The organism is Agrobacterium sp. MCAB5, from assembly GCF_052114365.1.
Taxonomy (GTDB): domain Bacteria; phylum Pseudomonadota; class Alphaproteobacteria; order Rhizobiales; family Rhizobiaceae; genus Agrobacterium; species Agrobacterium tumefaciens.
Genome location: NZ_JBFREP010000001.1, coordinates 16849 through 40361, shown reverse-complemented (window position 1 = coordinate 40361; position 23513 = coordinate 16849). Strand labels below are relative to the sequence as shown.

The window sequence follows — 23513 nt, the reverse complement described above, 5'->3', positions numbered from 1 at the left end:
TTCCCTGTCCGTAACTCGAAGAGGAGACCGAATGCGAAACCGATTTGATTCTTTGTTTTGGCGCATTTCCAGACGGAAAACCGGCCTCCACTTTTCCTGGAAAAGCCTCAAGGCATTGGCCGCCATTCTTTCCGTTTTTTCAGCAACGGCCGCTCTGGCGCAATCCGCGCCGACAGGTGCCGCTGCTGCCCGGTACGATGCCGATTTCAATGCGTGGCTGAAAAAGGAAATCTGGCCGGAAGCGCGCAAGGCGGGAATTTCTCAAAAGACGCTGGAGGCTGCGCTGAGCGGCCTTTCCATCAACTGGAGTCTGCCTGATCTCGTCATCCCCGGCCAGAAGCCGCCGAAGGAACAGAGCCAGAGCCAGGCCGAATTTTCATCGCCCGGCGCTTATTTCTCCGAAAAACGATTGCAGGGGCTTGCCGCCACCGGCCGCTCTCTGGCCGCGACGCATGCCGCCACCCTTCGCAGGATCGAAGCCAAATATGGCGTGCCCGGCGATGTCGTCGTGGCGATCTGGGGCCGCGAATCCGGTTTCGGCCGTGCGAAACTGCCGCATTCGGTTGTCGATGTGCTGGCGACGAAAGCCTATATGTCGACCCGCAAGGAGATGTTCCGCACTGAGCTGATCGATGCGCTGAAGATCGTCGAAAGCGGCGATATTGCGGCCTCGCGCATGATGGGGTCCTGGGCAGGCGCGCTCGGTCAGCCGCAATTCATGCCGTCGAGCTATCTCAAATATGCCGTTGATTTCGATGGCGACGGCCACCGCGATATCTGGAACTCCGTGCCGGACGCATTGGCATCCATAGCGAACTATCTTTCGCAGCGCGGCTGGCAGAGGGATCGCGACTGGGGCTTCGAAGTGTCTATACCCGGCAACGTCTCCTGCGCCCAGGAAGGCCCGGATCTTGCCCGGCCGGTGAGTGCGTGGGCGAAGATGGGGATCACCCGCATTTCCGGAAAGGCCTTTCCATCCAACGACCTCTCCGCCGACGGCATGATGCTTGTGCCGGCCGGGCGGCACGGGCCGGAATTCGTGGTCACGCCGAACTTCTACGTCATCAAGGAATACAATAATTCCGATCTCTACGCGCTGTTCATCGGCAATCTCGCCGACCGCATCTCCCATGGGGCGGGGCCGTTCAAGGGCGAATGGGGCAATGTCGGATCGATGTTGCGCTCCGACGTTCTTGCCATGCAGAAGGCACTCGTCGCCAAGGGCTATGATGTCGGCAAAGCGGACGGGCTGGCCGGCTTCAAGACACGCCGGTCACTGGGCGACTGGCAGGCGAAAAACGGTCTGTCACCGACTTGCTTTCCCGATGCTACGCTGAAAGCGAAGCTGAAATAGCAGCATACTGGCGACGTGTGAAAACCTCTCCTCCGTCATGCGCGGGCTTGTCCCGAGCATGACATCGCCACTACTTAGCCCTATCGTCTCTCAATGCTGGTCCGTATGTGGCTTGTGGAAGATGTCATCTGTCGGCGGAATGGTCTGCCGCTCGATCATCCGGTGCACGCGGGGCCGTGTCTTGCCGCGATGAAGGGCCAGCAGCCGGTCCCAGGCTTCCGCATCCGCCTGGGTGCGGCGGTGGTTGTGGCGGACATATTCCACCCATGTCAGTACATGGTAGCTTTCCGTCCAGATATCTGGATTTTCCAGATCACGCATCAGGTTCCAGTTGCGCGCGCCGTCGCGCAGACGGATGCGGCGACGCTCGGCCATCAAAGGCAGGAATTCGCCGAGATCCTCGTCATGAATTTCATAGTCTATGAGAATGGCAATCGGCCCGCTGCGCGGCTTGATATCGAGCCTTAGCGGCGGCTCGACGAAACGGTTGAGCGGATCGAGATTGAGTGAAGCAAAAGCGGGCATGGCGAGTTTGAGGCCGACGACGACGCCCAGCAGCATCAGCACGCACGAACCGAGAAGCGAATAGGAAATACCGTAATCTTCCGCCAGCTCGCCCCACAGCCAACTGCCGACGGCGATGCCGCCGAAGGTCAGCGTCTGGTAAAGCGACAGCGCCCGGCCCACCACCCAGCGCGGGGCAGAAAGCTGGACGATGGTATTGAACAGGGAAAGCGCCAGAACCCAGCAGGCACCGGCAATAGTCAAAACAAGCGAGGTTACGATCGCGTTCGTGCTGACCGCCGTCACGCCGGAACTGAAGGCGAAGCCCAAAAAGGCGACGCGCACGATCCATTCGCTGGATAGAACCTCGCGAAGTCTGGCGCTGACGAGCGCGCCGCCGATAGCGCCGACGCCGAACGCACCGAGCATGACGCCGTAGGTCAGCGGACCACCCTCGACCAGATCGCGGGCAACGATCGGCATCAGCGCCAGGATGGCGCTGGCGGAAAGGCCGAAGAGAAAGCCACGCACCAGAACCTTGCCGATATTCGGCGACATCGCCACATAACGCATCCCGGCCGATATGGCGGCAAGAAGCTGCTCGCGCGGCAAGGTCGAGGCATATTTGGGCGGCTGCCAGCGAACCAGCGCGTAGATGAGGGCAAAATAGCTCAGCGCGTTCACGAAAAACGCAGCCGCAGCGCCAGCGGCAGCGACGATGATGCCGCCGATCGCAGGACCGACGCTGCGGGTGATGTTGAAGCCCACGCTGTTCAGCGTCACGGCGGCGGGCAAATCCTCACGCGGCACCATTTCGCCGACGGACGCCTGCCAGGACGGATTGTTGAGCGCCGTGCCACAGCCGATCATGAAGGTGAAGAAGAGCAGCAACCACGGAGTGAGCCAGCCGGACCAGGCAAAAACCGTCAGCAGCACGGAAGCCGTCAGCATCAGGATCTGAGCGGAAATCATGATGCGGCGGCGGTCGAAACTATCGGCCAGTGCGCCTGAAATCAGCGAAAACATCATGATCGGCAGCGAGGTGGAGGCCTGTACCAGCGCGATCATGTTTTCGGAACTCGACAGCGAGGTCATCATCCACGCGGCGCCAACCGCCTGGATCAGACCGCCGAAATTCGAGGCAAGGCTCGCGATCCAGATTCGTCTGTAAGTCAAATGCCTTAAAGGCGCGAGTGGCGATTTACGGTCAGGCACGATCAGTCCACTTGATGCAACTGCGATTTGTCAAACGGCAACTATAGACAGTGCCGGAAATCATGCCACCCTTTCCGACACGGTGAAGGTGAAAATGTGGCCGCAGCCGTGACTGAAGCGCCCTGCCCGCGAAAACCTTGCAATCCTGCCCTGATGGGTCTATATGACCTTTGAAATTCTTGATCGCTTGATGAAGAGTGGGGCCGCAAGGCTCCGCTCTTTTTCGTTAGGCGAACCGGAAACCACGGGCTGAGCGCCCGGTGAAAATCTAAAGACCGGAAGGCCAGATGGCAGACACCGTACATGAACCGCGACTGATAACCGAAACGGGAATCGACCAGCGCATCGCCGAAATCATCGAGCCTGTTTTGACGGGCATGGGATATCTTCTGGTGCGCGTGCGGCTCTCCAACCAGAACGGCATGACCCTGCAGGTGATGGCCGAGCGGGAAGACGGCACCATGACCGTCGAGGGCTGCGAAGCCGTGTCAATGGCGATTTCACCGGTTCTTGATGTGGAAGATCCGGTCGATAAGGCGTATCATCTCGAAGTTTCCTCGCCCGGCATCGACCGGCCGATGGTTCGCAAGTCGGATTTCACCCGTTGGCAGGGCCATCTGGTGAAGGCCGAAACCTCCATCCTGGTCGAAAACCGCAAGCGGTTTCGCGGCAAGATCGTCGAGGTGGATGCGGACGGCTTCAAGCTGGAACGCGACCAGATCGCCTATGGCGACGAACCGACAGTCACCATTCCGTTCAGCGCGCTTTCCGACGCGAAGCTCATTCTGACGGACGACCTTATTCGTGATGCGCTGCGGGCAGACAAGGCGGCAAAGGCCGCCGCCGCAAACCAGAACGACGAAAACGAAGCAGACGAAGACTAATTCCAACGTAAAAGCCCGGAAAACGGGTGATCCCCGCAATTATGCGACTTACGGAGACAAAAAAATGGCAGTGAGTGCTAACCGGCTTGAGCTTCTGCAGATCGCCGATGCTGTGGCGCGCGAAAAGGTCATCGACCGCGAAATCGTGCTTGCCGCAATGGCCGACGCTATCCAGAAAGCCGCCCGCTCGCGCTATGGTTCGGAAACCAACATTCGCGCCGACATCAACTCCAAGACCGGCGAAATCCGCCTGCAGCGTCTTCTGGAAGTGGTAGAGACGGCCGAAGACTATTCGACCCAGATTCCGCTCGAACTTGCCCGCGACCGCAACCCGGACGCCAAGCTCGGCGATTTCATCGCCGATCCGCTGCCGCCGATGGATTTCGGCCGTATCGCCGCACAGTCCGCCAAGCAGGTCATCGTTCAGAAGGTGCGCGAAGCAGAACGCGACCGTCAGTATGACGAGTTCAAGGATCGCATCGGCGAAATCGTCAACGGCACCGTCAAGCGCGTCGAGTACGGCAATGTCATCGTCGATCTGGGCCGTGGCGAAGGCATCATCCGTCGCGACGAGATGATTCCGCGGGAAAACATGCGTTATGGCGACCGTGTACGCGCTTACGTCTACGACGTTCGCCGCGAGCAGCGTGGCCCGCAGATTTTCCTGTCGCGTACACATCCGCAGTTCATGGTGAAGCTGTTCACCATGGAAGTTCCTGAAATCTACGACGGCATCATCCAGATCAAGTCGGTTGCCCGTGACCCCGGTTCGCGCGCCAAGATCGCCGTCATCTCGAACGACTCGTCGATCGATCCGGTCGGCGCCTGCGTCGGTATGCGCGGTTCTCGCGTTCAGGCCGTTGTTGGCGAATTGCAGGGCGAAAAGATCGACATCATTCCGTGGAGCCAGGAGCCGGCATCCTTTATCGTCAATGCCCTGCAGCCCGCTGAAGTGGCCAAGGTCGTTCTGGACGAAGAATCCGAACGCATCGAAGTTGTGGTTCCCGACGAGCAGCTTTCGCTCGCCATCGGCCGCCGCGGCCAGAACGTACGTCTGGCATCGCAGCTGACCGGCTGGGATATCGACATCATGACCGAGCAGGAAGAATCCGAGCGTCGCCAGAAGGAATTCAACGAGCGCACGGCACTCTTCATGGACGCCCTCGATGTTGACGAGATGGTTGGTCAGGTTCTGGCTTCCGAAGGCTTCGCGCAGGTTGAAGAACTTGCCTATGTCGATCTTGGCGAAATTTCCTCGATCGACGGCTTCGACGATGACACCGCCGATGAAATCCAGACCCGCGCCCGCGAATATCTGGAACGCCTGGAAGCCGAAATGGACGCCAAGCGCAAGGAACTCGGCGTTGCCGACGAGCTGCGCCAGATCGAAGGCCTGACCTCGCAGATGATGGTTGCCCTTGGGGAAGACGGTATCAAGACCATCGAGGACTTTGCCGGTTGCGCCGCAGACGATCTGGTCGGCTGGAGCGAACGCAAGGACGGCGAGACGAAGAAGTTCGAAGGCATCTTCTCCAAGCTCGACGTATCGCGCGTCGAAGCTGAGAACATGGTTGTGCAGGCCCGTCTTCTGGCAGGCTGGATCACGGCTGAGGATCTGGCTTCCGAAGAAGAAGTCGATGCGGAAGCTACTGAGGAGGCGGATACCGCCGAACAGGAATGACATCGCAGGTGCATGAGCCGGACGAGCTGCCCGAAACCGATGAGGACGGGCGGCTGGAAGGCAACGTCAATGGACGTATGTGCATTGTGACAAGGCAGAGCGGATCTCCAGACGAGTTGATCCGCTTCGTCGCAGGGCCGGACGGCAACGTCGTTCCGGACCTGAAACGCCAATTGCCGGGGCGCGGATGCTGGGTAAAACCGGAGCGCGCCCTGATAGAGAAAGCCATCGCGAAGAAGATCTTCGCACGGGCACTCAAACGCGACGTCAAGGCCGGGCCGGAGCTTCTCGCTCTTCTCGACCGGCTGATGTCGCAGCAGCTTGCCGGAATGATGAACATGGCGCGCAAGGCGGGTCAGTTCATCAGCGGCGCGACGAAAGTCGATGCCGCCGTCCGTTCGGGGAATGCGATTGCCGTGTTCCACGCAACTGATGCCGCGGCAGACGGCGTGCGAAAACTGGACCAGGCCCGCAAGGCCTGGGAGCTCGGCAGCGATGCCGGCAATGAAATTCCGTCCTTCCGGCTCTTTAGCGAAGCCGAAATGGACGAGTTGATGGGCCAGAATGCTTTTATCCATGCTTGCGCGCTTGCGGGGCAGGCGGGTGAGGGTGTAGTGAAGCGCGCAAAGATGCTTAAGCAGTACCGCCTTGGCGGTCAGCCTGAGGCGGAACGCGACGCTGCCCGGACAGTACAATGACGCGGTTGCCAAACATGAACGGCCGCCGCGTTCCGATGCAGCAATTGAACGACGAGACCTGATGGATGTCATCCGGTTCTCGTCCGTAGGAACGGGAACGGAATGACCGACAACAACGACGACAAGACACTCAATGCGCCGGCCAAGAAGACTCTTACCCTGAAACCGGGCGGGATGAATCAGGGCACCGTGCGGCAGGACATGGGTCGAGGTCGCACCAACGCGGTTGTCGTGGAAACACGCAAGCGCCGCCCCCTGCGTCCCGAAGACGAGAAGCCGGTTCAGCCTGTCGTGGCGGCAGCTCCGGCGCCGAAGCCGGCAGCGCCTGCCCCTTCGGCACCGCGTCCGCAGGCCCCACAGCAACGCATTCAACAGCCGAGCAACCAACAGCAGCGTCCGGGTTCTTCCCATTCGCAGCAGCGCCCCGGCTCGTCCGCACCGCAGCAGCGTCAGCCTGACCGTCCGCGCGGCAACGTTCTGCACGACCTGTCCGCAGGCGAGATGGAAGCCCGCCGCCGTGCGCTGATAGAAGCGCAGGCTCGCGATGTTATCGAAGCCAAGCAGCGCGCCGAAGACGAAGCCCGCCGCAAGGTGGAAGAAGAACAACGCATCGCCGCTGAAAAAATCGAAGCCGAAAACCGCGCTGCCGAAGAGGCTGCTGCGGCAAAGATCGCTGCGAGCCAGCCTGTTACGGAAGCGAAATCCGATCTGTCCGGCGAAAAGCCGGCTGCGACCGCTGCGCCGGCGCCACGCGCTGACGCCCGTCCCCAGCCTGTTGCTCCCCGTTCCGCTCCCGCCACGCCCGATGCCGCCGCTCCCCGCGGACGCCGCACCGGTGGCGACGACGAGGACGATCGCGGCGCAGTCCGTCGTGGCAGCAGCCTTCCGGCTCGTGGCAAGGTCGTGGCTCCGGTTCCGGCCAAGCCTGCAGCCCGCCTGAAGACCGAAGAAGAGCGCCGTCGTGGCAAGCTGACCGTGACCGCCGCCAATCTGGAAGAAGATGGTACGCCGCGTGGCCGCTCCATGGCATCCATGCGCCGCCGCCAGGAGAAATTCCGTCGCAGCCAGATGCAGGAAACCCGCGAAAAGGTTCTGCGCGAAGTCATCCTGCCGGAAACCATCACCATTCAGGAACTGTCGCAGCGTATGTCCGAGCGCGCCGTTGACGTCATCAAGTTCCTGATGAAGGAAGGCCAGATGCTGAAGCCGGGCGACGTGATCGACGCCGATCTGGCGGAACTGATCGCGGTCGAATTCGGCCATACGGTCAAGCGCGTTTCCGAATCCGACGTTGAAGAGGGTCTCTTCAACAAGGCTGACGATGAAGGCGAGATGGTTTCCCGTCCGCCGGTCGTGACCATCATGGGCCACGTCGACCACGGCAAGACCTCGCTGCTCGACGCTATCCGTCAGGCAAATGTCGTTGCTGGCGAGGCCGGTGGCATCACCCAGCATATCGGCGCCTATCAGGTCGAAAAGAACGGTCAGAAGATCACCTTCATCGACACCCCCGGCCACGCCGCCTTTACAGCAATGCGTGCCCGTGGTGCGCAGGCAACCGACATCGCCGTGCTGGTTGTCGCAGCCGACGACAGCGTGATGCCGCAGACGATCGAGTCAATCAACCATGCGAAGGCGGCCGGTGTTCCGATCGTCGTTGCGATCAACAAGATCGACAAGCACGAGGCAAACCCTGAAAAGGTTCGCCAGCAGCTGCTGCAGCACGAAGTGTTCGTGGAATCGATGGGTGGTGAAGTTCTTGATGTCGAAGTGTCGGCCAAGAACAAGCTCAACCTCGACAAGCTGCTCGAAGCGATCCTGCTTCAGGCGGAAATCCTCGATCTCAAGGCGGATCCAAGCCGCACTGCGGAAGGCACGGTCATCGAAGCCGAGCTGGACCGTGGACGTGGTGCCGTCGCGACCGTTCTCGTGCAGAAGGGTACACTGAAGCCCGGCCAGATCATCGTTGCCGGCGATCAGTGGGGCCGTGTGCGCGCGCTCGTCAACGACAAGGGCGACCATGTCAAGGAAGCCGGTCCGGCCATGCCGGTCGAAATCCTCGGCCTTTCCGGTACGCCGTCGGCCGGTGACCGTTTTGCGGTTGTCGAAAACGAAGGTCGTGCTCGCGAGATCTCCGAATACCGCCAGCGTCTGGCTCGCGACAAGGCTGTCGCCCGCCAGACCGGTCAGCGCGGCTCGCTGGAACAGATGATGAGCCAGTTGCAGACTTCGGGATTGAAGGAATTCCCGCTGGTCATCAAGGCGGACGTGCAAGGTTCGGTCGAAGCCATTATCGCTTCGCTCGACAAGCTCGGCACAGACGAAGTCCGCGCTCGTGTCGTTCACTCTGGTGCTGGTGCCATCACGGAATCGGATATCTCTCTTGCCGAGGCATCGAACGCCGCGATCATCGGCTTCAACGTTCGCGCCAACGCACAGGCGCGTACGGCGTCCGAACGCGCCGGTATCGAAATCCGGTACTACAACATCATCTACGATCTGGTGGATGACGTGAAGGCGGCGATGTCGGGTCTGCTTTCGCCGGAACGTCGCGAGACCTTCCTCGGCAATGCCGAAATCCTCGAGGTGTTCAACATCACCAAGGTCGGTAAGGTCGCGGGTTGCCGCGTCGTCGAGGGCAAGGTGGAACGTGGTGCGGGTGTGCGTCTGGTGCGCGACAACGTCGTTATCCACGAAGGCAAGCTCAAGACCCTCAAGCGCTTCAAGGACGAAGTCAACGAAGTGCCTGTTGGTCAGGAGTGCGGTATGGCCTTCGAGAATTACGAAGACATTCGCGCCGGCGACACCATCGAGTGCTTCCGCGTCGAACACATCACGAGAACGCTCTAAGCGTCTCGCCGCAAAACAGGACTTTTCTGTCGGGCGCCGGCTTCACCGGCGCTCGCTCCGTTTGAGGCATTACCCATGGCAAAAGCAACATCATCGGCCCCTTCGCAACGCATGCTGCGTGTTGGCGAACAGGTGCGCGCCGCACTGACCCAAATTCTCCAGCGCGGCGAAGTCCGCGACGATCTGATCGAAGGCACCGTCATTTCCATCTCGGAAGTGCGCATGTCACCCGATCTCAAGATCGCGACCGCTTACGTGACGCCGCTTGGCGTTGCGGATCATACCGACATCATCACGGCGCTCAACCGCCATGCCAAGTTCATGCGCGGCCGCCTCGGCCCGCAGCTGCGGCAGATGAAGTACATGCCGGAACTGCGTTTCCGCGACGATACGAGTTTCGACAACTACCAGAAGATCGACGCACTCCTGCGGTCACCGGAGGTGCAGCGCGATCTGGGACCTTCGAACGAAAAAGACGACGAACAGACCTGAAGCATGTCCAAACCACGCAAACAGCAGAACCGCAAACCCAAGGGCCGCCCGATTTCGGGATGGCTCATTCTCGACAAGCCGCTCGATTTCGGCTCAACCGAAGCCGTTTCCAAGATCAAATGGCTGTTCAACGCCCAGAAGGCAGGTCACGCCGGAACACTCGACCCCTTGGCGTCCGGCATGTTGCCGATTGCCCTCGGTGACGCCACAAAGACCGTACCTTACGTCATGGACGGCCGGAAAATCTACGAGTTTACCGTCACCTGGGGTGAAGAACGCGCAACCGACGATCTGGAAGGCGAGGTTGTCAACTCCTCCGACCAGCGCCCGGACGAACAGGCGATCCGCGATATTCTGCCCAATTATACCGGCATGATCATGCAGACGCCGCCGCAGTTTTCCGCCATCAAGATTGCCGGTGAGCGGGCCTATGATCTGGCGCGTGAAGGCGAAACGGTGGAGATTCCCGCGCGCGAGGTGGAAATTCACCGCCTGACGCTGCTCGCCTGCCCCGACGCTGACACCGCTCATTTCGAAGTGGAATGCGGCAAAGGTACCTATGTGCGGGCGCTTGCGCGCGACATGGGCCGGGATCTCGGCTGTTTCGGTCATATTTCGCAATTGCGCCGTACCATGGTCGCGCCATTCGGCGAGGACATGATGGTACCGCTCGAAAGCTTGACGGCGCTCGAAGCCATCGAAGACCGCGACGAGCGGCTTGAAGCGCTCGATGCTTTTCTGATCGACACGGCGGAAGCGCTTTCATCCCTTCCCCACCTCATCATCAATGATGATCAGGCACACCGGCTGAAGATGGGCAATCCGATCCTGCTGCGCGGGCGTGATGCGCCGGCCAATCACCCGGAGGCCTATGCCACTGCGCATGGCAAACTCATTGCCATCGGCGAGATCGGCGAGGGCGAATTCCGGCCGAAGCGCGTTTTCGGTTGAGACGAGCCTTGAGGGGCGCCGTCAATCGCCTCTTTCAATTGTACCCGGAATAGTTTATAGGCAGCGCCAGCTTGGGCTTTGCCTATGCTGCCGAATGGCCAGAGCTGGACGACATCCCGGCTCTAGGCGTCCCATTTTTCCTTAAAATAGAAAGGATCGTCCGATGTCGATTACTGCAGAGCGCAAAGCCGCCCTCATCAAGGAATATGCAACGAACGAAGGCGACACCGGTTCTCCGGAAGTTCAGGTCGCTATTCTGACCGAGCGGATCAACAACCTGACCGGTCACTTCAAGGACCACAAGAAGGACAACCACTCCCGTCGTGGCCTTCTGACGCTGGTTTCGAGCCGCCGTTCGCTTCTCGACTATCTGAAGAAGAAGGACGAAGCCCGTTACAGCAAGCTGATCGGTGCTCTCGGCATTCGCCGCTAAAACCTTATCCGGCGGGTTTCGCAACGATACCCGCCGGTTTTTATATCTGGCCGTTTGAAGGTCATCTTCAATTTCCGGGCGTTCGCCATAGATGTGGCCCCCGGACGATAAGGCAGCCCCGGATGGGCCGGTGCAGCCTTTTCAACCGCAGACCTGTCATGGGGCAGGATTGCCGGATGCTTGCACCTTGAAAGCCTCCGGCTGTCTTGCCCGTGATTGAGTCGTTCGTTGCCCCCTCGCAAGGCGGGCATACACAAACAAGGACAAGATATGTTCAATAAACACTCCGTGGAAATCGAATGGGCTGGCCGCCCGCTGAAGCTCGAGACAGGCAAGGTTGCCCGTCAGGCTGACGGCGCCGTCATCGCAACCTACGGCGAGACGATGGTTCTTGCGACGGTGGTTTCCGCAAAGTCTCCGAAGCCTGGACAGGACTTCTTCCCGCTCACCGTGAACTACCAGGAAAAGACCTACGCAGCCGGCAAGATCCCCGGCGGCTATTTCAAGCGCGAAGGCCGTCCGTCGGAAAAGGAAACGCTGGTTTCCCGCCTGATCGACCGCCCGATCCGCCCGCTGTTTCCTGAAGGCTACAAGAACGACACGCAGGTTGTCGTAACGGTCATTCAGCACGACCTCGAAAATGACCCGGACGTTCTGTCGATGGTTGCCGCATCCGCTGCGCTCACACTGTCAGGCATTCCTTTCATGGGCCCGGTCGGCGGCGCGCGCGTTGGTTACATCAACGGCGAATATGTTCTGAACCCGCATCTTGATGAGATGGATGAATCGGTTCTGGATCTGGTTGTTGCCGGCACTCAGGACGCCGTCCTGATGGTGGAGTCGGAAGCCAAGGAACTCAACGAAGACGTCATGCTCGGCGCCGTCATGTTCGGCCATCGCGGCTTCCAGCCGGTTATCGACGCGATCATCAAGCTCGCTGAAGTTGCCGCCAAGGAACCGCGCGAATTCGAACCGGAAGATTTCTCCGCGCTCGAAAACGAAATGCTCGGCCTTGCCGAAACCGAACTGCGCACCGCCTACAAGATCACCGAAAAGGCTGCCCGTTACGCCGCCGTCGACGCCGTAAAGGCGAAGGTCAAGGCTCACTTCCTGCCGGAAGAAGGCGAAGCGAAGTATAGCCCTGAAGAAATCGGCGCTGTTTTCAAGCACCTTCAGGCGAAGATCGTTCGCTGGAATGTTCTCGACACCAAGAGCCGCATCGATGGCCGCGACCTGTCGACCGTTCGTCCGATCGTTTCGGAAGTTGGCATCCTGCCGCGTACGCACGGCTCGGCGCTGTTCACCCGTGGTGAAACCCAGGCGATCGTTGTTGCGACGCTCGGCACCGGCGAAGACGAACAGTATGTCGACAGCCTGACCGGCATGTACAAGGAACGTTTCCTTCTGCATTACAACTTCCCGCCCTACTCGGTCGGTGAAACGGGCCGTATGGGTTCCCCGGGCCGTCGCGAAATCGGTCACGGCAAGCTCGCATGGCGCGCTATCCGTCCGATGCTGCCGACTGCGGAACAGTTCCCCTACACGCTGCGCGTCGTTTCCGAAATCACCGAGTCCAACGGCTCTTCGTCGATGGCAACGGTTTGCGGCACCTCGCTTGCACTGATGGACGCTGGCGTACCGCTGGCCAAGCCAGTTGCCGGTATCGCCATGGGCCTTATCCTTGAAGGCGAGCGCTTTGCGGTTCTCTCCGACATCCTGGGTGACGAAGATCACCTCGGCGATATGGACTTCAAGGTTGCAGGTACTGCCGACGGCATCACCTCGCTGCAGATGGACATCAAGATCGCCGGTATCACCGAAGAGATCATGAAGATCGCTCTGGAGCAGGCACAGGGTGGCCGCAAGCACATCCTCGGCGAGATGGCGAATGCCATCACCGAGAGCCGCGGCCAGCTTGGCGAATTCGCACCGCGCATCGAAGTGATGAACATTCCGGTCGACAAGATCCGTGAAGTCATCGGTTCGGGCGGCAAGGTCATCCGCGAAATCGTCGAAAAGACCGGCGCCAAGATCAACATCGAAGACGATGGCACCGTCAAGATCGCTTCTGCTTCCGGCAAGGAAATCGAAGCGGCCCGCAAGTGGATCCATTCGATCGTTGCAGAACCGGAGGTCGGCCAGATCTACGAAGGTACGGTCGTCAAAACCGCTGACTTCGGCGCTTTCGTCAACTTCTTCGGCGCCCGCGACGGCCTCGTTCACATCTCGCAGCTCGCTTCCGAGCGTGTCGCCAAGACCTCCGACGTCGTCAAGGAAGGCGACAAGGTCTGGGTCAAGCTGATGGGCTTCGACGAGCGTGGCAAGGTTCGCCTGTCCATGAAGGTTGTCGACCAGGCAACCGGCAAGGAAGTTGCCGCAGACAAGAAGAAGGAAGATGGCGAAGCCGCTGCCGAATAAGGCAGCCTCGCCAGACCCTATCGAGGCGCGGGTTTTGCCCGCGCCTTTTTTCTATTCCATCTTGAGGACGCTCCAATGAGCCGTGATGCTGTTAAAACCCTTTTCCATCCCTTTGCCGCAGAGATGCTCGACTTGCCGAAAGAGGGCGAGCGCGTTCTGTTTCTGGGAGCGGAAGCCGGCCCGCGGCTAGACGGTTTTAACGCTGACATCGTCTCGGTTCAGAATTTTCGACCGCTTTACCGGGCTCTTCAGGCGCAGAACGCAGAGGTCACGCCGGATATTTCCGGCGAGGACTACGATGCGGCGTTGCTGCTTTGCGGCAAACATCGCGGCGAGAACGAAAACCGCGTCGCTGAAGCGCTCTCTCGTGTCAAGGCGGGTGGGTTGATCGTGGCGGCGGGATCGAAGGAAGACGGCATCCTGACGCTGCGCAAGACGCTGGCAAAGCTTGGCATCGAGGCGGAATCGACGCCGAAGTACCACGGCGTCGCCCTCTGGTTCAAACGGCCGGAAGACGTTGCATCTGCCGTGTCGAAACTCGCGCAACATTCCGTTACGGTTGCTGGCCGTTTCACCGCCATGCCCGGCATGTTCTCGCATGACCGCGTGGACGATGGCTCGGAGCTGCTCGCGTCGCGCCTGCCGACCGACTTCGACGGCAACGCCGCCGATTTCGGCGCAGGCTGGGGTTATCTCTCGGTCATGCTAGCGGAAAAATCGCCGCGCACGGCGCGTATCGATCTTTTCGAAGCGGACTGGAACGCGCTCGAATTCGCCAAGACCAATCTTCTTGAAAACAATCCGCGACTGACGGCGCGCTTCTTCTGGCAGGACCTTGCAAACGAGCCGCCGAAAGAAAAATACGACCTCATCATCATGAACCCGCCTTTCCACGCGGCAGGACAGGCGGCAGAACCCGCTCTCGGTCAGGCCTTTATCAAGACGGCTGCCGGCGCGCTTCGCAACGGTGGAAAGCTGCTGATGGTCGCCAATCGCGGCATGCCCTATGAGCCGGTTCTGGCGGCGGAATTCCGCACCAGCGCCGAGGTATGCCGCAACGCGCGCTTCAAGATCCTGAGCGCCCAGAAGTAAGCAATTCGAGCATCATCAGCTCAACAGCCATGCCCACAGCGACACGGAAAGAACACCGGTCGCCGTGGAAATGCTGATAGTGGAGGCCGCAACGCTGTGGCCGATGCCGAAGCGGTTGGCGATCAGCCATGCATTCACCCCTGTCGGCACCGACGAGGTGAGCACGAGGGCAGCTGTCCATTCCCGGCTGAGGCCGAGAGCATGGCCCATGGCCCACACGCAGGCGGGCAGAAGCAGCAGTTTGAAAACCGTCATGGTGACGGCAATCCCCAGATTACCGCGAATGGTGTATTTCGTCAGCGCCATACCGAGCGAGATGAGCGCTGCCGGTCCCGCCATGGACGCGATCTGATCAACCACGGTCTTGAGGATGGGCGTGAGCGTCACGCCTGAAACATTGGTCGAAAGCCCGATGAAAAGTCCGATCACCAGCGGATTTGTGATGAGGTTGCGGCCGACCTGCCTGAAGACAGAAGCCATGCTGCGCTTTTCGCCGCCCACCGCCTTATGCGTGGCGTTCTCCATCAGGATGGTACCGGCAATCATCATGACCGGCAGATGGATGGCCAGCAGAATGGAGAGGGCGACCAGCCCCTCATCCCCGATGGACCGCCCGACGAGCGGCAGGCCGATGAAGATATTGTTGGCGAAGGCCGAGGATATACCGGCTATGACGGCGATGCGACTATCCTGCTTGAAGATGTACCGCGTGACGATATGCCCAACCGTCCAGGTTACGGCCACGCCGGCAAAATAGGTCAGCCACAGCCGGAAGGGCGATGCGCCATGAAAATTCGCCTCCGCAAGAGTGCGGAAGATCAAAGTCGGCACGGCGATCTTGAACACGAAATCGCTGAGAATCTCACCGGCATCAGCTCTGAACAAGCCGGCCTTGACGGTGAGCCAGCCGATCAGGATAAGAATGAAAATCGGAGCGACGTTCGCGGCAACGGCAGACATGGAGGGAGAGCTTTCGCGGCTTTTGCGGGAGATACTCCGCTTTAGAGCCTTTTCCAAGGGAATGGAATCGCGAAAACGCTGCACCCAGATGTTTCATTCAATACGCGACGTAGCTCCGTCAGGTATTTTTGCAGAAAGCCCCTCAAAACCGGTCACTGGATCAAGTGGCGCTGCGGTCGGTTTTTCGAGTACCGTCTATAATTAAAACCGGCTTGCGGCACTCTAGAAAGGGGCGCAGCAAAGGTGGACCAAAAGAAAAAGCGGGGTTTCCCCCGCCTTTTGTCATATCCGTTATACGCCGTCAGTACATCCGTGACGGAGATAACGGGTGAGCCAGAAGACCTCATGTCTTCTATTCTGGTACGTATTCACGCACCGTTTGCTCTGATCGGAGTGATAGCTTAACCACATTACAGGCACATGACGCGTTTCTGTCTCTGGTGGAGAACCGCATATTTTCCCTTTGGGCTTTTCTTGCCGCCAGAATTGTTTAAGACCGTTCGAAAATGTGCACCCTGCAAACCGGATAGGGCCTATGACGAAATTCGACGTACTGACTGTCGGCAATGCCATCGTCGACATCATTTCCCGTTGTGATGATCGCTTCCTCAATGATAACGCCATCACCAAGGGCGCGATGAACCTCATCGACGCGGAGCGGGCCGAACTGCTCTATTCGCTGATGGGACCCGCGCTCGAGGCCTCCGGCGGAAGTGCGGGCAACACGGCGGCGGGCGTGGCGAATTTCGGTGGCAGGGCGGCTTATTTCGGCAAGGTGGCCGAAGATCAGCTCGGCGAAATCTTCCAGCACGATATCCGCGCGCAGGGCGTCTATTTCGAAACGAAGCCGGAAGGCACGTTTCCGCCGACTGCCCGCTCGATGATCTTCGTCACGGAAGACGGTGAGCGCTCGATGAACACCTATCTCGGCGCCTGCGTCGATCTCGGTCCGGAAGATGTAGAAGAAGACGTCGTGGCGAACACGAAGGTCACCTATTTCGAAGGTTACCTGTGGGATCCGCCGCGCGCCAAGGATGCCATTCGCGATTGCGCCCGCATTGCGCATGAGAACGGCCGTGAAGTGTCCATGACGCTTTCAGACAGTTTCTGCGTTGGCCGATACCGCGAAGAATTTCTCGACCTGATGCGTTCCGGCACCGTGGACATCGTTTTCGCCAACAAGCAGGAAGCTCTCTCGCTCTATGAAACCGACGATTTCGAGCTGGCGCTGACGAAAATCGCTGCCGATTGCAAGATCGCAGCGGTAACGATGAGCGAAGAAGGCGCCGTTATCCTGCGCGGCACGGAACGCGTGAAGGTAGAAGCCTATCCAGTGTATGACGTGGTCGACACAACGGGTGCCGGCGATCTTTTCGCCGCCGGCTTCCTGTTCGGTTACACGCAGGATCGGTCTCTGGAAGACTGCGGCAAACTCGGCTGCCTTGCTGCTGCTGCCGTCATTCAGCAGGTCGGGCCGCGTCCGATGTCATCGCTCAAGGCGCTGGGCGAGAAAAACGGCCTTATTTAAAGGCCTCGCCGGGATAAGCACCCCAGATTTCACCCTGCGACACCCAGCCTGAGGCCTGACCGGCCTCGGCGCGGCACCAGTCGCCGTTGCATTCACCGATCCTGAAGACGACACCCGGCTCCAGCCGGGCGATGACGGAGGCGCCCGACTGTGCGTCGCGGCGCATGTTCACGTAGACATCCTTGCCCTTGCCGCGCATCCACGGCGCGGCGACTGCCGTGCGCTCACCGGAAAGCAGCGCCTGGTTAACCCAGCCTTCCGTGCCATCGGCATCGCGGATGCGCCGCCAGTTCTCATATTCCTGAATGATTTCAACCGGCATTCCCGATTTCATATACATCCAGGAAACGGCATAATCCGTGCTGGGTCCGATGCGCATGTTGACGCGCTTGGATTTCAGGCTGACAAAACGCGGCAAAGGCAGGCCGCTTGCGCCTTTGGCAGCGCCTTGCGCCATGGCCTCGTTCGCCACACCAAAGAGGCCCAGAGACAATGCAATGCAAACCATAGAAACCACACTGCGCATGCCCATTTCCGTTTCCTGCCTTCTGCAAACCGGATTAAATTCGAGGAGGCTCGTTTCCACACGCCTCAAGCTTCGGCGAGTTTTATTTGTCTTCGCCGGTGGGTCTGGTAGAAACGCCCTGATTGAAAGAAATTATCGCTCTTTCTGGTTAATGACTTCTGAACAAGGCAGCGGCAAACGATGACCCACAAGAAGAGACCGACAGTCTATATCACCCGCAAATTGCCTGACGTCGTCGAAACCAGAATGCGGGAACTCTTCGATGCCGAACTGAATATCGACGATACGCAGCGCCGCGAGGAAGAGCTTGTGGCCGCCATGCAGCGGGTCGACGTTCTGGTGCCGACGGTCACGGACCGCATCACCGCCGCCATGATCGAGAAAGCAGGGCCGCAACTGAAGCTGATCGCCAGCTTCTCCAACGGCATAGACCATGTGGATGTGGACGCGGCCGCCCGAAAGGGCATCACAGTGACCAACACGCCCAATGTGCTGACCGAAGACAGCGCCGATATCACCATGGCGCTGGTGCTGGCCGTGCCGCGCCGTCTGATCGAAGGCACGCGTGTGCTTGCCAATGGCGCCGACGAATGGCTGGGCTGGTCGCCGACCTGGATGCTGGGACGGCGCATTTCCGGCAAACGCATCGGCATTGTCGGCATGGGCCGCATCGGTACGGCAGTTGCGCGGCGCGCCAAGGCTTTCGGCCTCTCCATACACTATCACAACCGCAAACGCGTCAACCCGGCGACGGAAGCGGAGCTTGAGGCAACCTATTGGGACAGCCTCGACCAGATGCTGGCGCGGGTGGATATTGTTTCCGTCAATTGCCCCTCCACACCTGCAACCTATCACCTGATCTCGGCACGACGGCTCGCTCTGATGCAGCCGACAAGCTACATCGTCAACACGGCGCGCGGCGATATCATCGATGAGGCGGCAATGATCCAGTGCCTGCGCGACGGAAAGATCGCCGGAGCCGGTCTTGATGTCTACGAGAACGAGCCCGCAATCAATCCCAAGCTCATCAAGCTCGCGAGAGAAGGCAAGGTCGTGCTGCTTCCGCATATGGGCTCGGCGACGATCGAGGGACGCATCGAGATGGGTGACAAGGTCATCATCAATATCCGCACGCTTTTCGACGGACACCGACCGCCGAACCGGGTGCTGCCGGGGCGGAACTGAACCGGTTCAGACAAGCCGTGTCTGCTCGTGACGTGGGAGGGAGAAGCAGGCTTTTGAGCGGATCACAAATTGAGCCGTCTCAGCCGAGGAATTTCGTCATTTCAATCGAGGTCGTACGGTCGTAACCCGGATGGGCGTTTTCAGCGGTTTTGATGAAACCCCAGGCGGCGAATTTCGCGTGGTTGCCGACAAGCTCGATGCGCGTTTCCAGCCGCAGTGCCGGTAACGCCAATTCGCGGGCCAATGCTTCGGCCCGTTCCAGAAGCATTTTGCCGATGCCTTTGCCCTGCGCTCTCAGGGAGACGCACAGCTTGCCGACGTAAAGGCACGCCGGTGGTTCCTGCCGGCAAAACAGGCAGCCAACAATCTCATCCCCATCCAGCGCCACGAAAGCGGTCTCCGCTCTCGCCTTCTCCGCGAGATTTTCGAGCGTCAAACGGTGAGCGGACGATGGTGGGTCGATGACACCGTCCATATAGGCGAAGGACGACATGATAAGCGCAAGCAGCTCCTGCCAGCGCTCGAATTCTTCGCCAATCCTTGTGATCTCAGTCATGTTTTTTTCCAGCAGGGCGGCGCTTGTAACGCACGGTTTCGAAGCGGGCCGACAGGGCGTCATAGAGAAGCAGGCGGCCGACCAATGGCTCGCCGGCAGCGGTGATCACCTTGATGGCCTCCATGGCCATGATCGTCCCGATCACGCCAGTCAAAGCGCCGACGATGCCCGTTTCCGCGCAATTCGGAATAAGCCCCTGCGGCGGTGGCTCGGGAAACAGATCGCGATACCCCGGCAGCAGATTACCATCGGCACCCGCCTCATAGGGTTTCAGCACCGTTACCGAACCATCGAAACGGCCGACAGCGCCCGTTACCAGCGGCCTTCTAGAAGCCTCTGCGGCATCGGCAGCGGCATAACGTGTGTCGAAATTATCAGAACCGTCGATAAGGAGATCGAAGGATGGCAGATGGGTGTGCGCCCAGACCTGCGAAAAACGCTCCTCAAAAACTAGGGTACGCACATGCGGGTTGAGCCGGGCGATGGCTGCGCGGGCGCTTGCCGTTTTCAGCTCACCGATCGTGCCGGTATCGTGGATCACCTGCCGCTGGAGATTGGACAGGGAGACCACGTCGTCATCGATCAGGCCAAGCGTGCCGACACCGGCCGCAGCGAGATAATGAAGGACAGGCGCGCCGAGGCCACCAGCCCCGATTACCAGCACCCGCGCGGCCTTCAGACGCTGCTGCCCGGCACCGCCGATTTCCGGCAAGAGAATATGGCGCTTGTAGCGTTCGATTTCGTCCGGGCTCAGCGGGTCCATGTCGCACTCCATTTTTTCGCTGTCATGCCGTGATGCCCCCGTGGGAAACATTGAAGAATTGCGCCCTGTTGCCAAGGGCGGAGAACATTGCCGCATCCGTTCCGGTCATGAAACTCTGACCACCGAGCGCGTGAATGAGATCGAACAGAGCCGCCCGCCTGCCCTCATCCAGATGCGCAGCAATTTCGTCGAGCAGCAGAACCGGCGCATGGCCGGTCATATTGGCGGTGAGCTGGGCATGCGCAAGCACCAATCCCACCAGCAGCGCCTTCTGTTCTCCGGTCGAGCAACGCTCTGCCTCCATGTTCTTTTCCGCATGGCGCACGAACAGATCGACACGGTGCGGTCCATCAAGCGTGCGGCCCGCCGCCGCGTCTCGATACCGGCCTTCGCGCAGCATAAGCCTATACTCGTCTTCCAGATCGACAGCCGGCCGGTTGAGCGTGTCGTCCATGAAACCCGAGAGCGCCAGCGCTGCAGAGGGGAAGGCAGCATTGCCGGAACGGCCTTCGATGAGGCTCTTCAAAAGACCCAACATTTCATAGCGCGCGAGCGCCATGGAAATGCCGAGTTCCGCCATCTGCTTCTCGATACCGTCCAGCCAGACCGGATCGAAACGGCCTTCCGAAAGCAGACGGTTGCGGCCGCGCATGGCCTTTTCGAAGTCGCTTGCCCGCCGTCCATGCGCGGGATCGAGCGAGAGCACCAACCGATCAAGAAAACGCCGGCGATCCGAGGATGAACCGGTAAAAAGCCCATCCATGGCAGGCGTCAGCCACAGCACCCGCAGATGATCCGTCAATTCATCGACCGACTTCACCGATGTCCCGTTCAGCCTCAGGCGGCGCGACACTACCTCGCCGTCGCCTTCGATCCCGGTTCCGATGGCGACCTCGCCGTCCATGCCGTCGACATCCGCAAAAATCGAAAAACCGGCGGCCTCCGCCCCCACCCGCGTCACATCGGACAGGGTGGCGCGGCGCAGGCCCCTTCCGGGCGACAAAAACGAAACGGCCTCCAGGAGATTGGTCTTGCCGGAACCGTTGTCACCCGTCAGCACCACGTGGCGGTCATCCAGCGCGAGCGACGCCGCCGCATAGTTGCGGAAGTCCGTGAGTTTCAGCCGTAAAAGCGACACCTTATTCGTCATCTGTACGGCCTAAAACGAACATAGCTGGATAGCAAGGTGGGGAATGCGTCGTCCGCATTGAACATAATGCAACCACACCGCAATCCAGTCTCCAGTAGCAACTTTTTGAGCGGCCGGTTATTTATGCGTGGTCCCTCATTATCGGTAACCCCATCCATGCGCCTGATTTTTTCGCTCCTCCTCGCTTTCAGCCTTCTTTCATCCTGCGCGGGCAGGCCGGGGGCGGATGTGTTGCAGGCCATAAACACCAAGACCACCGATACGAAAATCGTGACAGCCTATGTGGCTAGCACGCGGGAGAAAAACAACGAGGCCAAAAAGGGCTTTAGCGCTGGGCGGGCGGCTGAGCTGAATTATGCGCGCTTCGACATTTCCATTCCTCCCAGCCATAAAAGCGGAAATATCGAATGGTCCAAAGGTAAGCCGAACCCGAGCAAGGATTTTGTCGTCACCAAAGCCGATATGCTGACGAAAACGCGTTTCAATTCCGATCTTGGCGACGTCACCCGCTCCGGCAAGCAGATCGCCCTTTTTGTGCATGGCTATAATTACAGCTATCAGGAAGCCTTGTTCCGTGCGGCACAAATGGCAGCCGATGCCAATATGGATGGTGTGCCACTGGTCTTTTCATGGCCGTCTCAGGCGAGCGTCACCGGTTACGTGGCCGACAAGGAATCAGCGACCTATTCGCGAGACGCGCTGGCCACGGTGCTGACCGACCTTACCAGGCAAACACCGAAAAAAAGCATTGTCGTGTTCGGTCACAGCATGGGCGGCTGGCTGGTCATGGAAGCGCTGCGACAATTGCGCTTCGAAGGCAGGAACGATGTGCTCTCCAAACTACAGGTAGTACTGGCCGCGCCGGATATCGACGCCGATGTTTTCCGCAAGCAGATCGAGGTGGTGGGAAGGCTCAATCCGCCGCTCACCATTCTCGTCTCCAAGGACGACCGCGCCCTGAAGGCTTCCTCCATCCTCGGGGCGGACGTCACCCGCATAGGCGCGCTGGATGTGACCGATCCTCAAGTGCAGGAAGCCGCCCTGAAAGAGGGCGTTCAGTTCGTTGACATCTCCAAGCTCAAGGCATCGGATCCGCTCAACCACGACCGATATGCGGCACTCGCGTCGCTGGTGCCACAACTGGAGGCGAGCCGGAACGGCAACGGCGAAAACGGCATAGGCCGCGCGGGTGCCTTTGTGTTCGATGCTATCGGGGCAACAGTATCCAGCCCCTTCCGGCTTGCGAGCCAGGTCGTGAACCCGCAATAACTTTTGCGGGTTCTTGGCGACAACCGGTTCAGAAATCCCAGTCTTCGTCTTCTGTGGCGACCGCCTTGCCGATGACATAGGAAGAGCCGGAGCCGGAGAAGAAGTCGTGGTTCTCGTCGGCATTGGGAGACAGCGCCGAGAGGATCGCAGGATTGACCCGGCAGGCCTCGGGCGGAAACAGCGCCTCGTAACCCAGATTCATCAAGGCCTTGTTGGCGTTGTAATGCAGGAACTGCTTGACGTCCTCCGTCAGGCCAACGCCGTCATAGAGGTCTTGGGTATATTTGGCCTCGTTGTCGTAAAGCTCGAGCAAAAGATCGAAGGCGAAATCCTTGATCTCCTGTTTTTCCGCTTCGCCCAGACGTTCGAGCGCGCGCTGGAACTTGTAGCCGATGTAATAGCCATGCACGGCCTCATCGCGAATGATGAGACGGATCAAATCGGCCGTGTTGGTAAGCTTGGCGCGACTTGACCAGAACATTGGCAGGTAGAAGCCGGAATAGAACAGGAAGCTCTCCAGAAACACGCTGGCGACCTTCATTTTCAACGGATTTCCGCTATCATATTCGCGCATGATGAGCGCGGATTTGCGTTGCAGGAATTCGTTCTCCTCCGACCAGCGATAGGCGTCATCGACGTCAGGCGTGGAGCAGAGCGTCGAGAAGATCGAGGAATAAGAGCGGGCGTGGACCGCCTCCATGAAGGAGATGTTGGAAAGCACCGCCTCCTCGTGCGGCGTCGCCGAATCCGCCATCAGGCGCACGGAACCGACGCCATTCTGGATCGTGTCCAGCAATGTCAGCCCGGTGAAGACGCGGATCGTCAGGGTCTGCTCTTCCGGCTTCAGCGTTCCCCAGGACGGGATATCGTTGGAGAGCGGCACCTTTTCCGGTAGCCAGAAATTCGATGTCAGGCGATTCCAGACTTCGAGATCCTTGTCATCCTCGATGCGGTTCCAGTTGACCGCGCGAATACGGGACGCGGGTTTTACGGCAATATTCATT

At 59.5% G+C, this 23513-nt stretch carries 20 protein-coding genes; 13 read left to right on the top strand and 7 right to left on the bottom strand.

Going from position 1 to position 23513, the window contains the following annotated elements; genetic code table 11:
• Nucleotides 1-115: 115 nt before the first annotated feature.
• A complete protein-coding gene (locus AB4Z23_RS00175) occupies nucleotides 116-1354 on the top strand; it encodes a lytic murein transglycosylase (protein ID WP_050923848.1) in 1239 nt (412 codons plus the stop codon).
• A gap of 90 nt (nucleotides 1355-1444) precedes the next feature.
• Here the strand turns inward: AB4Z23_RS00175 and AB4Z23_RS00170 are convergent, their stop codons facing one another.
• On the bottom strand, nucleotides 1445-3073 hold the full coding sequence (locus tag AB4Z23_RS00170; protein ID WP_076843882.1) for an MFS transporter: 1629 nt from the start codon (nucleotides 3071-3073) through the stop codon (nucleotides 1445-1447).
• 287 nt (nucleotides 3074-3360) lie between these two features.
• Between AB4Z23_RS00170 and rimP the strand changes: the two genes are divergently transcribed.
• The 9 genes from rimP to AB4Z23_RS00125 all read left to right on the top strand — a co-directional run bounded on the left by rimP (nucleotide 3361) and on the right by AB4Z23_RS00125 (nucleotide 14572).
• Complete coding sequence (rimP, locus tag AB4Z23_RS00165; RefSeq protein WP_003514299.1) at nucleotides 3361-3957, top strand: ribosome maturation factor RimP; 597 nt, start codon at nucleotides 3361-3363, stop codon at nucleotides 3955-3957.
• Nucleotides 3958-4021: 64 nt separating this feature from the next.
• On the top strand, nucleotides 4022-5638 hold the full coding sequence (gene nusA / locus AB4Z23_RS00160) for a transcription termination factor NusA (RefSeq protein ID WP_003514298.1): 1617 nt from the start codon (nucleotides 4022-4024) through the stop codon (nucleotides 5636-5638).
• Entirely contained in the window at nucleotides 5635-6336 is a 702-nt protein-coding gene (locus AB4Z23_RS00155) for an RNA-binding protein (RefSeq protein ID WP_003514297.1), read from the top strand. The genes nusA and AB4Z23_RS00155 overlap by 4 nt, the downstream gene beginning before the upstream one ends.
• 102 nt (nucleotides 6337-6438) lie before the next feature.
• Complete coding sequence (gene infB / locus AB4Z23_RS00150) at nucleotides 6439-9186, top strand: translation initiation factor IF-2 (RefSeq protein WP_013635224.1); 2748 nt, start codon at nucleotides 6439-6441, stop codon at nucleotides 9184-9186.
• A gap of 75 nt (nucleotides 9187-9261) precedes the next feature.
• On the top strand, nucleotides 9262-9678 hold the full coding sequence (rbfA, locus tag AB4Z23_RS00145) for a 30S ribosome-binding factor RbfA (RefSeq protein ID WP_421476260.1): 417 nt from the start codon (nucleotides 9262-9264) through the stop codon (nucleotides 9676-9678).
• Between the two features lie 3 nt (nucleotides 9679-9681).
• On the top strand, nucleotides 9682-10629 hold the full coding sequence (truB, locus tag AB4Z23_RS00140; protein WP_421476258.1) for a tRNA pseudouridine(55) synthase TruB: 948 nt from the start codon (nucleotides 9682-9684) through the stop codon (nucleotides 10627-10629).
• Between the two features lie 163 nt (nucleotides 10630-10792).
• Complete coding sequence (gene rpsO, locus AB4Z23_RS00135; RefSeq protein WP_003514294.1) at nucleotides 10793-11062, top strand: 30S ribosomal protein S15; 270 nt, start codon at nucleotides 10793-10795, stop codon at nucleotides 11060-11062.
• A 270-nt stretch (nucleotides 11063-11332) separates the two neighbouring features.
• Nucleotides 11333-13480, top strand: a complete 2148-nt coding sequence (pnp, locus tag AB4Z23_RS00130; RefSeq protein ID WP_003514278.1) for a polyribonucleotide nucleotidyltransferase — start codon at nucleotides 11333-11335, stop codon at nucleotides 13478-13480.
• A 75-nt stretch (nucleotides 13481-13555) separates the two neighbouring features.
• On the top strand, nucleotides 13556-14572 hold the full coding sequence (locus AB4Z23_RS00125) for a class I SAM-dependent methyltransferase (RefSeq protein ID WP_003514275.1): 1017 nt from the start codon (nucleotides 13556-13558) through the stop codon (nucleotides 14570-14572).
• Nucleotides 14573-14587: 15 nt separating this feature from the next.
• Here AB4Z23_RS00125 and AB4Z23_RS00120 read toward each other — a convergent pair whose 3' ends face one another.
• Entirely contained in the window at nucleotides 14588-15532 is a 945-nt protein-coding gene (locus AB4Z23_RS00120; protein WP_013635221.1) for an AEC family transporter, read from the bottom strand.
• Between the two features lie 535 nt (nucleotides 15533-16067).
• Between AB4Z23_RS00120 and AB4Z23_RS00115 the strand changes: the two genes are divergently transcribed.
• Complete coding sequence (locus AB4Z23_RS00115; protein ID WP_003514270.1) at nucleotides 16068-17060, top strand: adenosine kinase; 993 nt, start codon at nucleotides 16068-16070, stop codon at nucleotides 17058-17060.
• Here the strand turns inward: AB4Z23_RS00115 and AB4Z23_RS00110 are convergent.
• Entirely contained in the window at nucleotides 17053-17586 is a 534-nt protein-coding gene (locus AB4Z23_RS00110; RefSeq protein ID WP_003514268.1) for an SH3 domain-containing protein, read from the bottom strand. The genes AB4Z23_RS00115 and AB4Z23_RS00110 overlap by 8 nt on opposite strands.
• Nucleotides 17587-17766: 180 nt before the next feature.
• Between AB4Z23_RS00110 and AB4Z23_RS00105 the strand changes: the two genes are divergently transcribed.
• Entirely contained in the window at nucleotides 17767-18771 is a 1005-nt protein-coding gene (locus AB4Z23_RS00105) for a 2-hydroxyacid dehydrogenase (RefSeq protein WP_003514267.1), read from the top strand.
• A 79-nt stretch (nucleotides 18772-18850) separates the two neighbouring features.
• Here AB4Z23_RS00105 and AB4Z23_RS00100 read toward each other — a convergent pair whose 3' ends face one another.
• From AB4Z23_RS00100 to recF, 3 genes are read right to left on the bottom strand one after another with little or no spacing between them, the layout of a single operon-like run.
• The gene (locus AB4Z23_RS00100) at nucleotides 18851-19327 is read right to left on the bottom strand and encodes a GNAT family N-acetyltransferase (RefSeq protein ID WP_421413282.1); all 477 of its coding nucleotides are present in this window, start codon (nucleotides 19325-19327) and stop codon (nucleotides 18851-18853) included.
• Entirely contained in the window at nucleotides 19320-20090 is a 771-nt protein-coding gene (locus AB4Z23_RS00095) for a molybdopterin-synthase adenylyltransferase MoeB (protein ID WP_421476256.1), read from the bottom strand. The genes AB4Z23_RS00100 and AB4Z23_RS00095 overlap by 8 nt, the downstream gene beginning before the upstream one ends.
• A 22-nt stretch (nucleotides 20091-20112) precedes the next feature.
• Nucleotides 20113-21240 (bottom strand): DNA replication/repair protein RecF, encoded by a 1128-nt coding sequence (gene recF / locus AB4Z23_RS00090; protein WP_025592007.1) that lies wholly within the window; start codon nucleotides 21238-21240, stop codon nucleotides 20113-20115.
• 156 nt (nucleotides 21241-21396) lie between these two features.
• Between recF and AB4Z23_RS00085 the strand changes: the two genes are divergently transcribed.
• Entirely contained in the window at nucleotides 21397-22509 is a 1113-nt protein-coding gene (locus tag AB4Z23_RS00085) for an alpha/beta hydrolase (protein WP_038489306.1), read from the top strand.
• 28 nt (nucleotides 22510-22537) lie between these two features.
• Here AB4Z23_RS00085 and nrdF read toward each other — a convergent pair whose 3' ends face one another.
• Nucleotides 22538-23512 carry a class 1b ribonucleoside-diphosphate reductase subunit beta gene (nrdF, locus tag AB4Z23_RS00080; RefSeq protein WP_003514262.1) on the bottom strand — a complete coding sequence of 325 codons (975 nt, stop codon included), beginning with the start codon at nucleotides 23510-23512 and terminating at the stop codon, nucleotides 22538-22540.
• Nucleotide 23513: the final 1 nt, after the last annotated feature.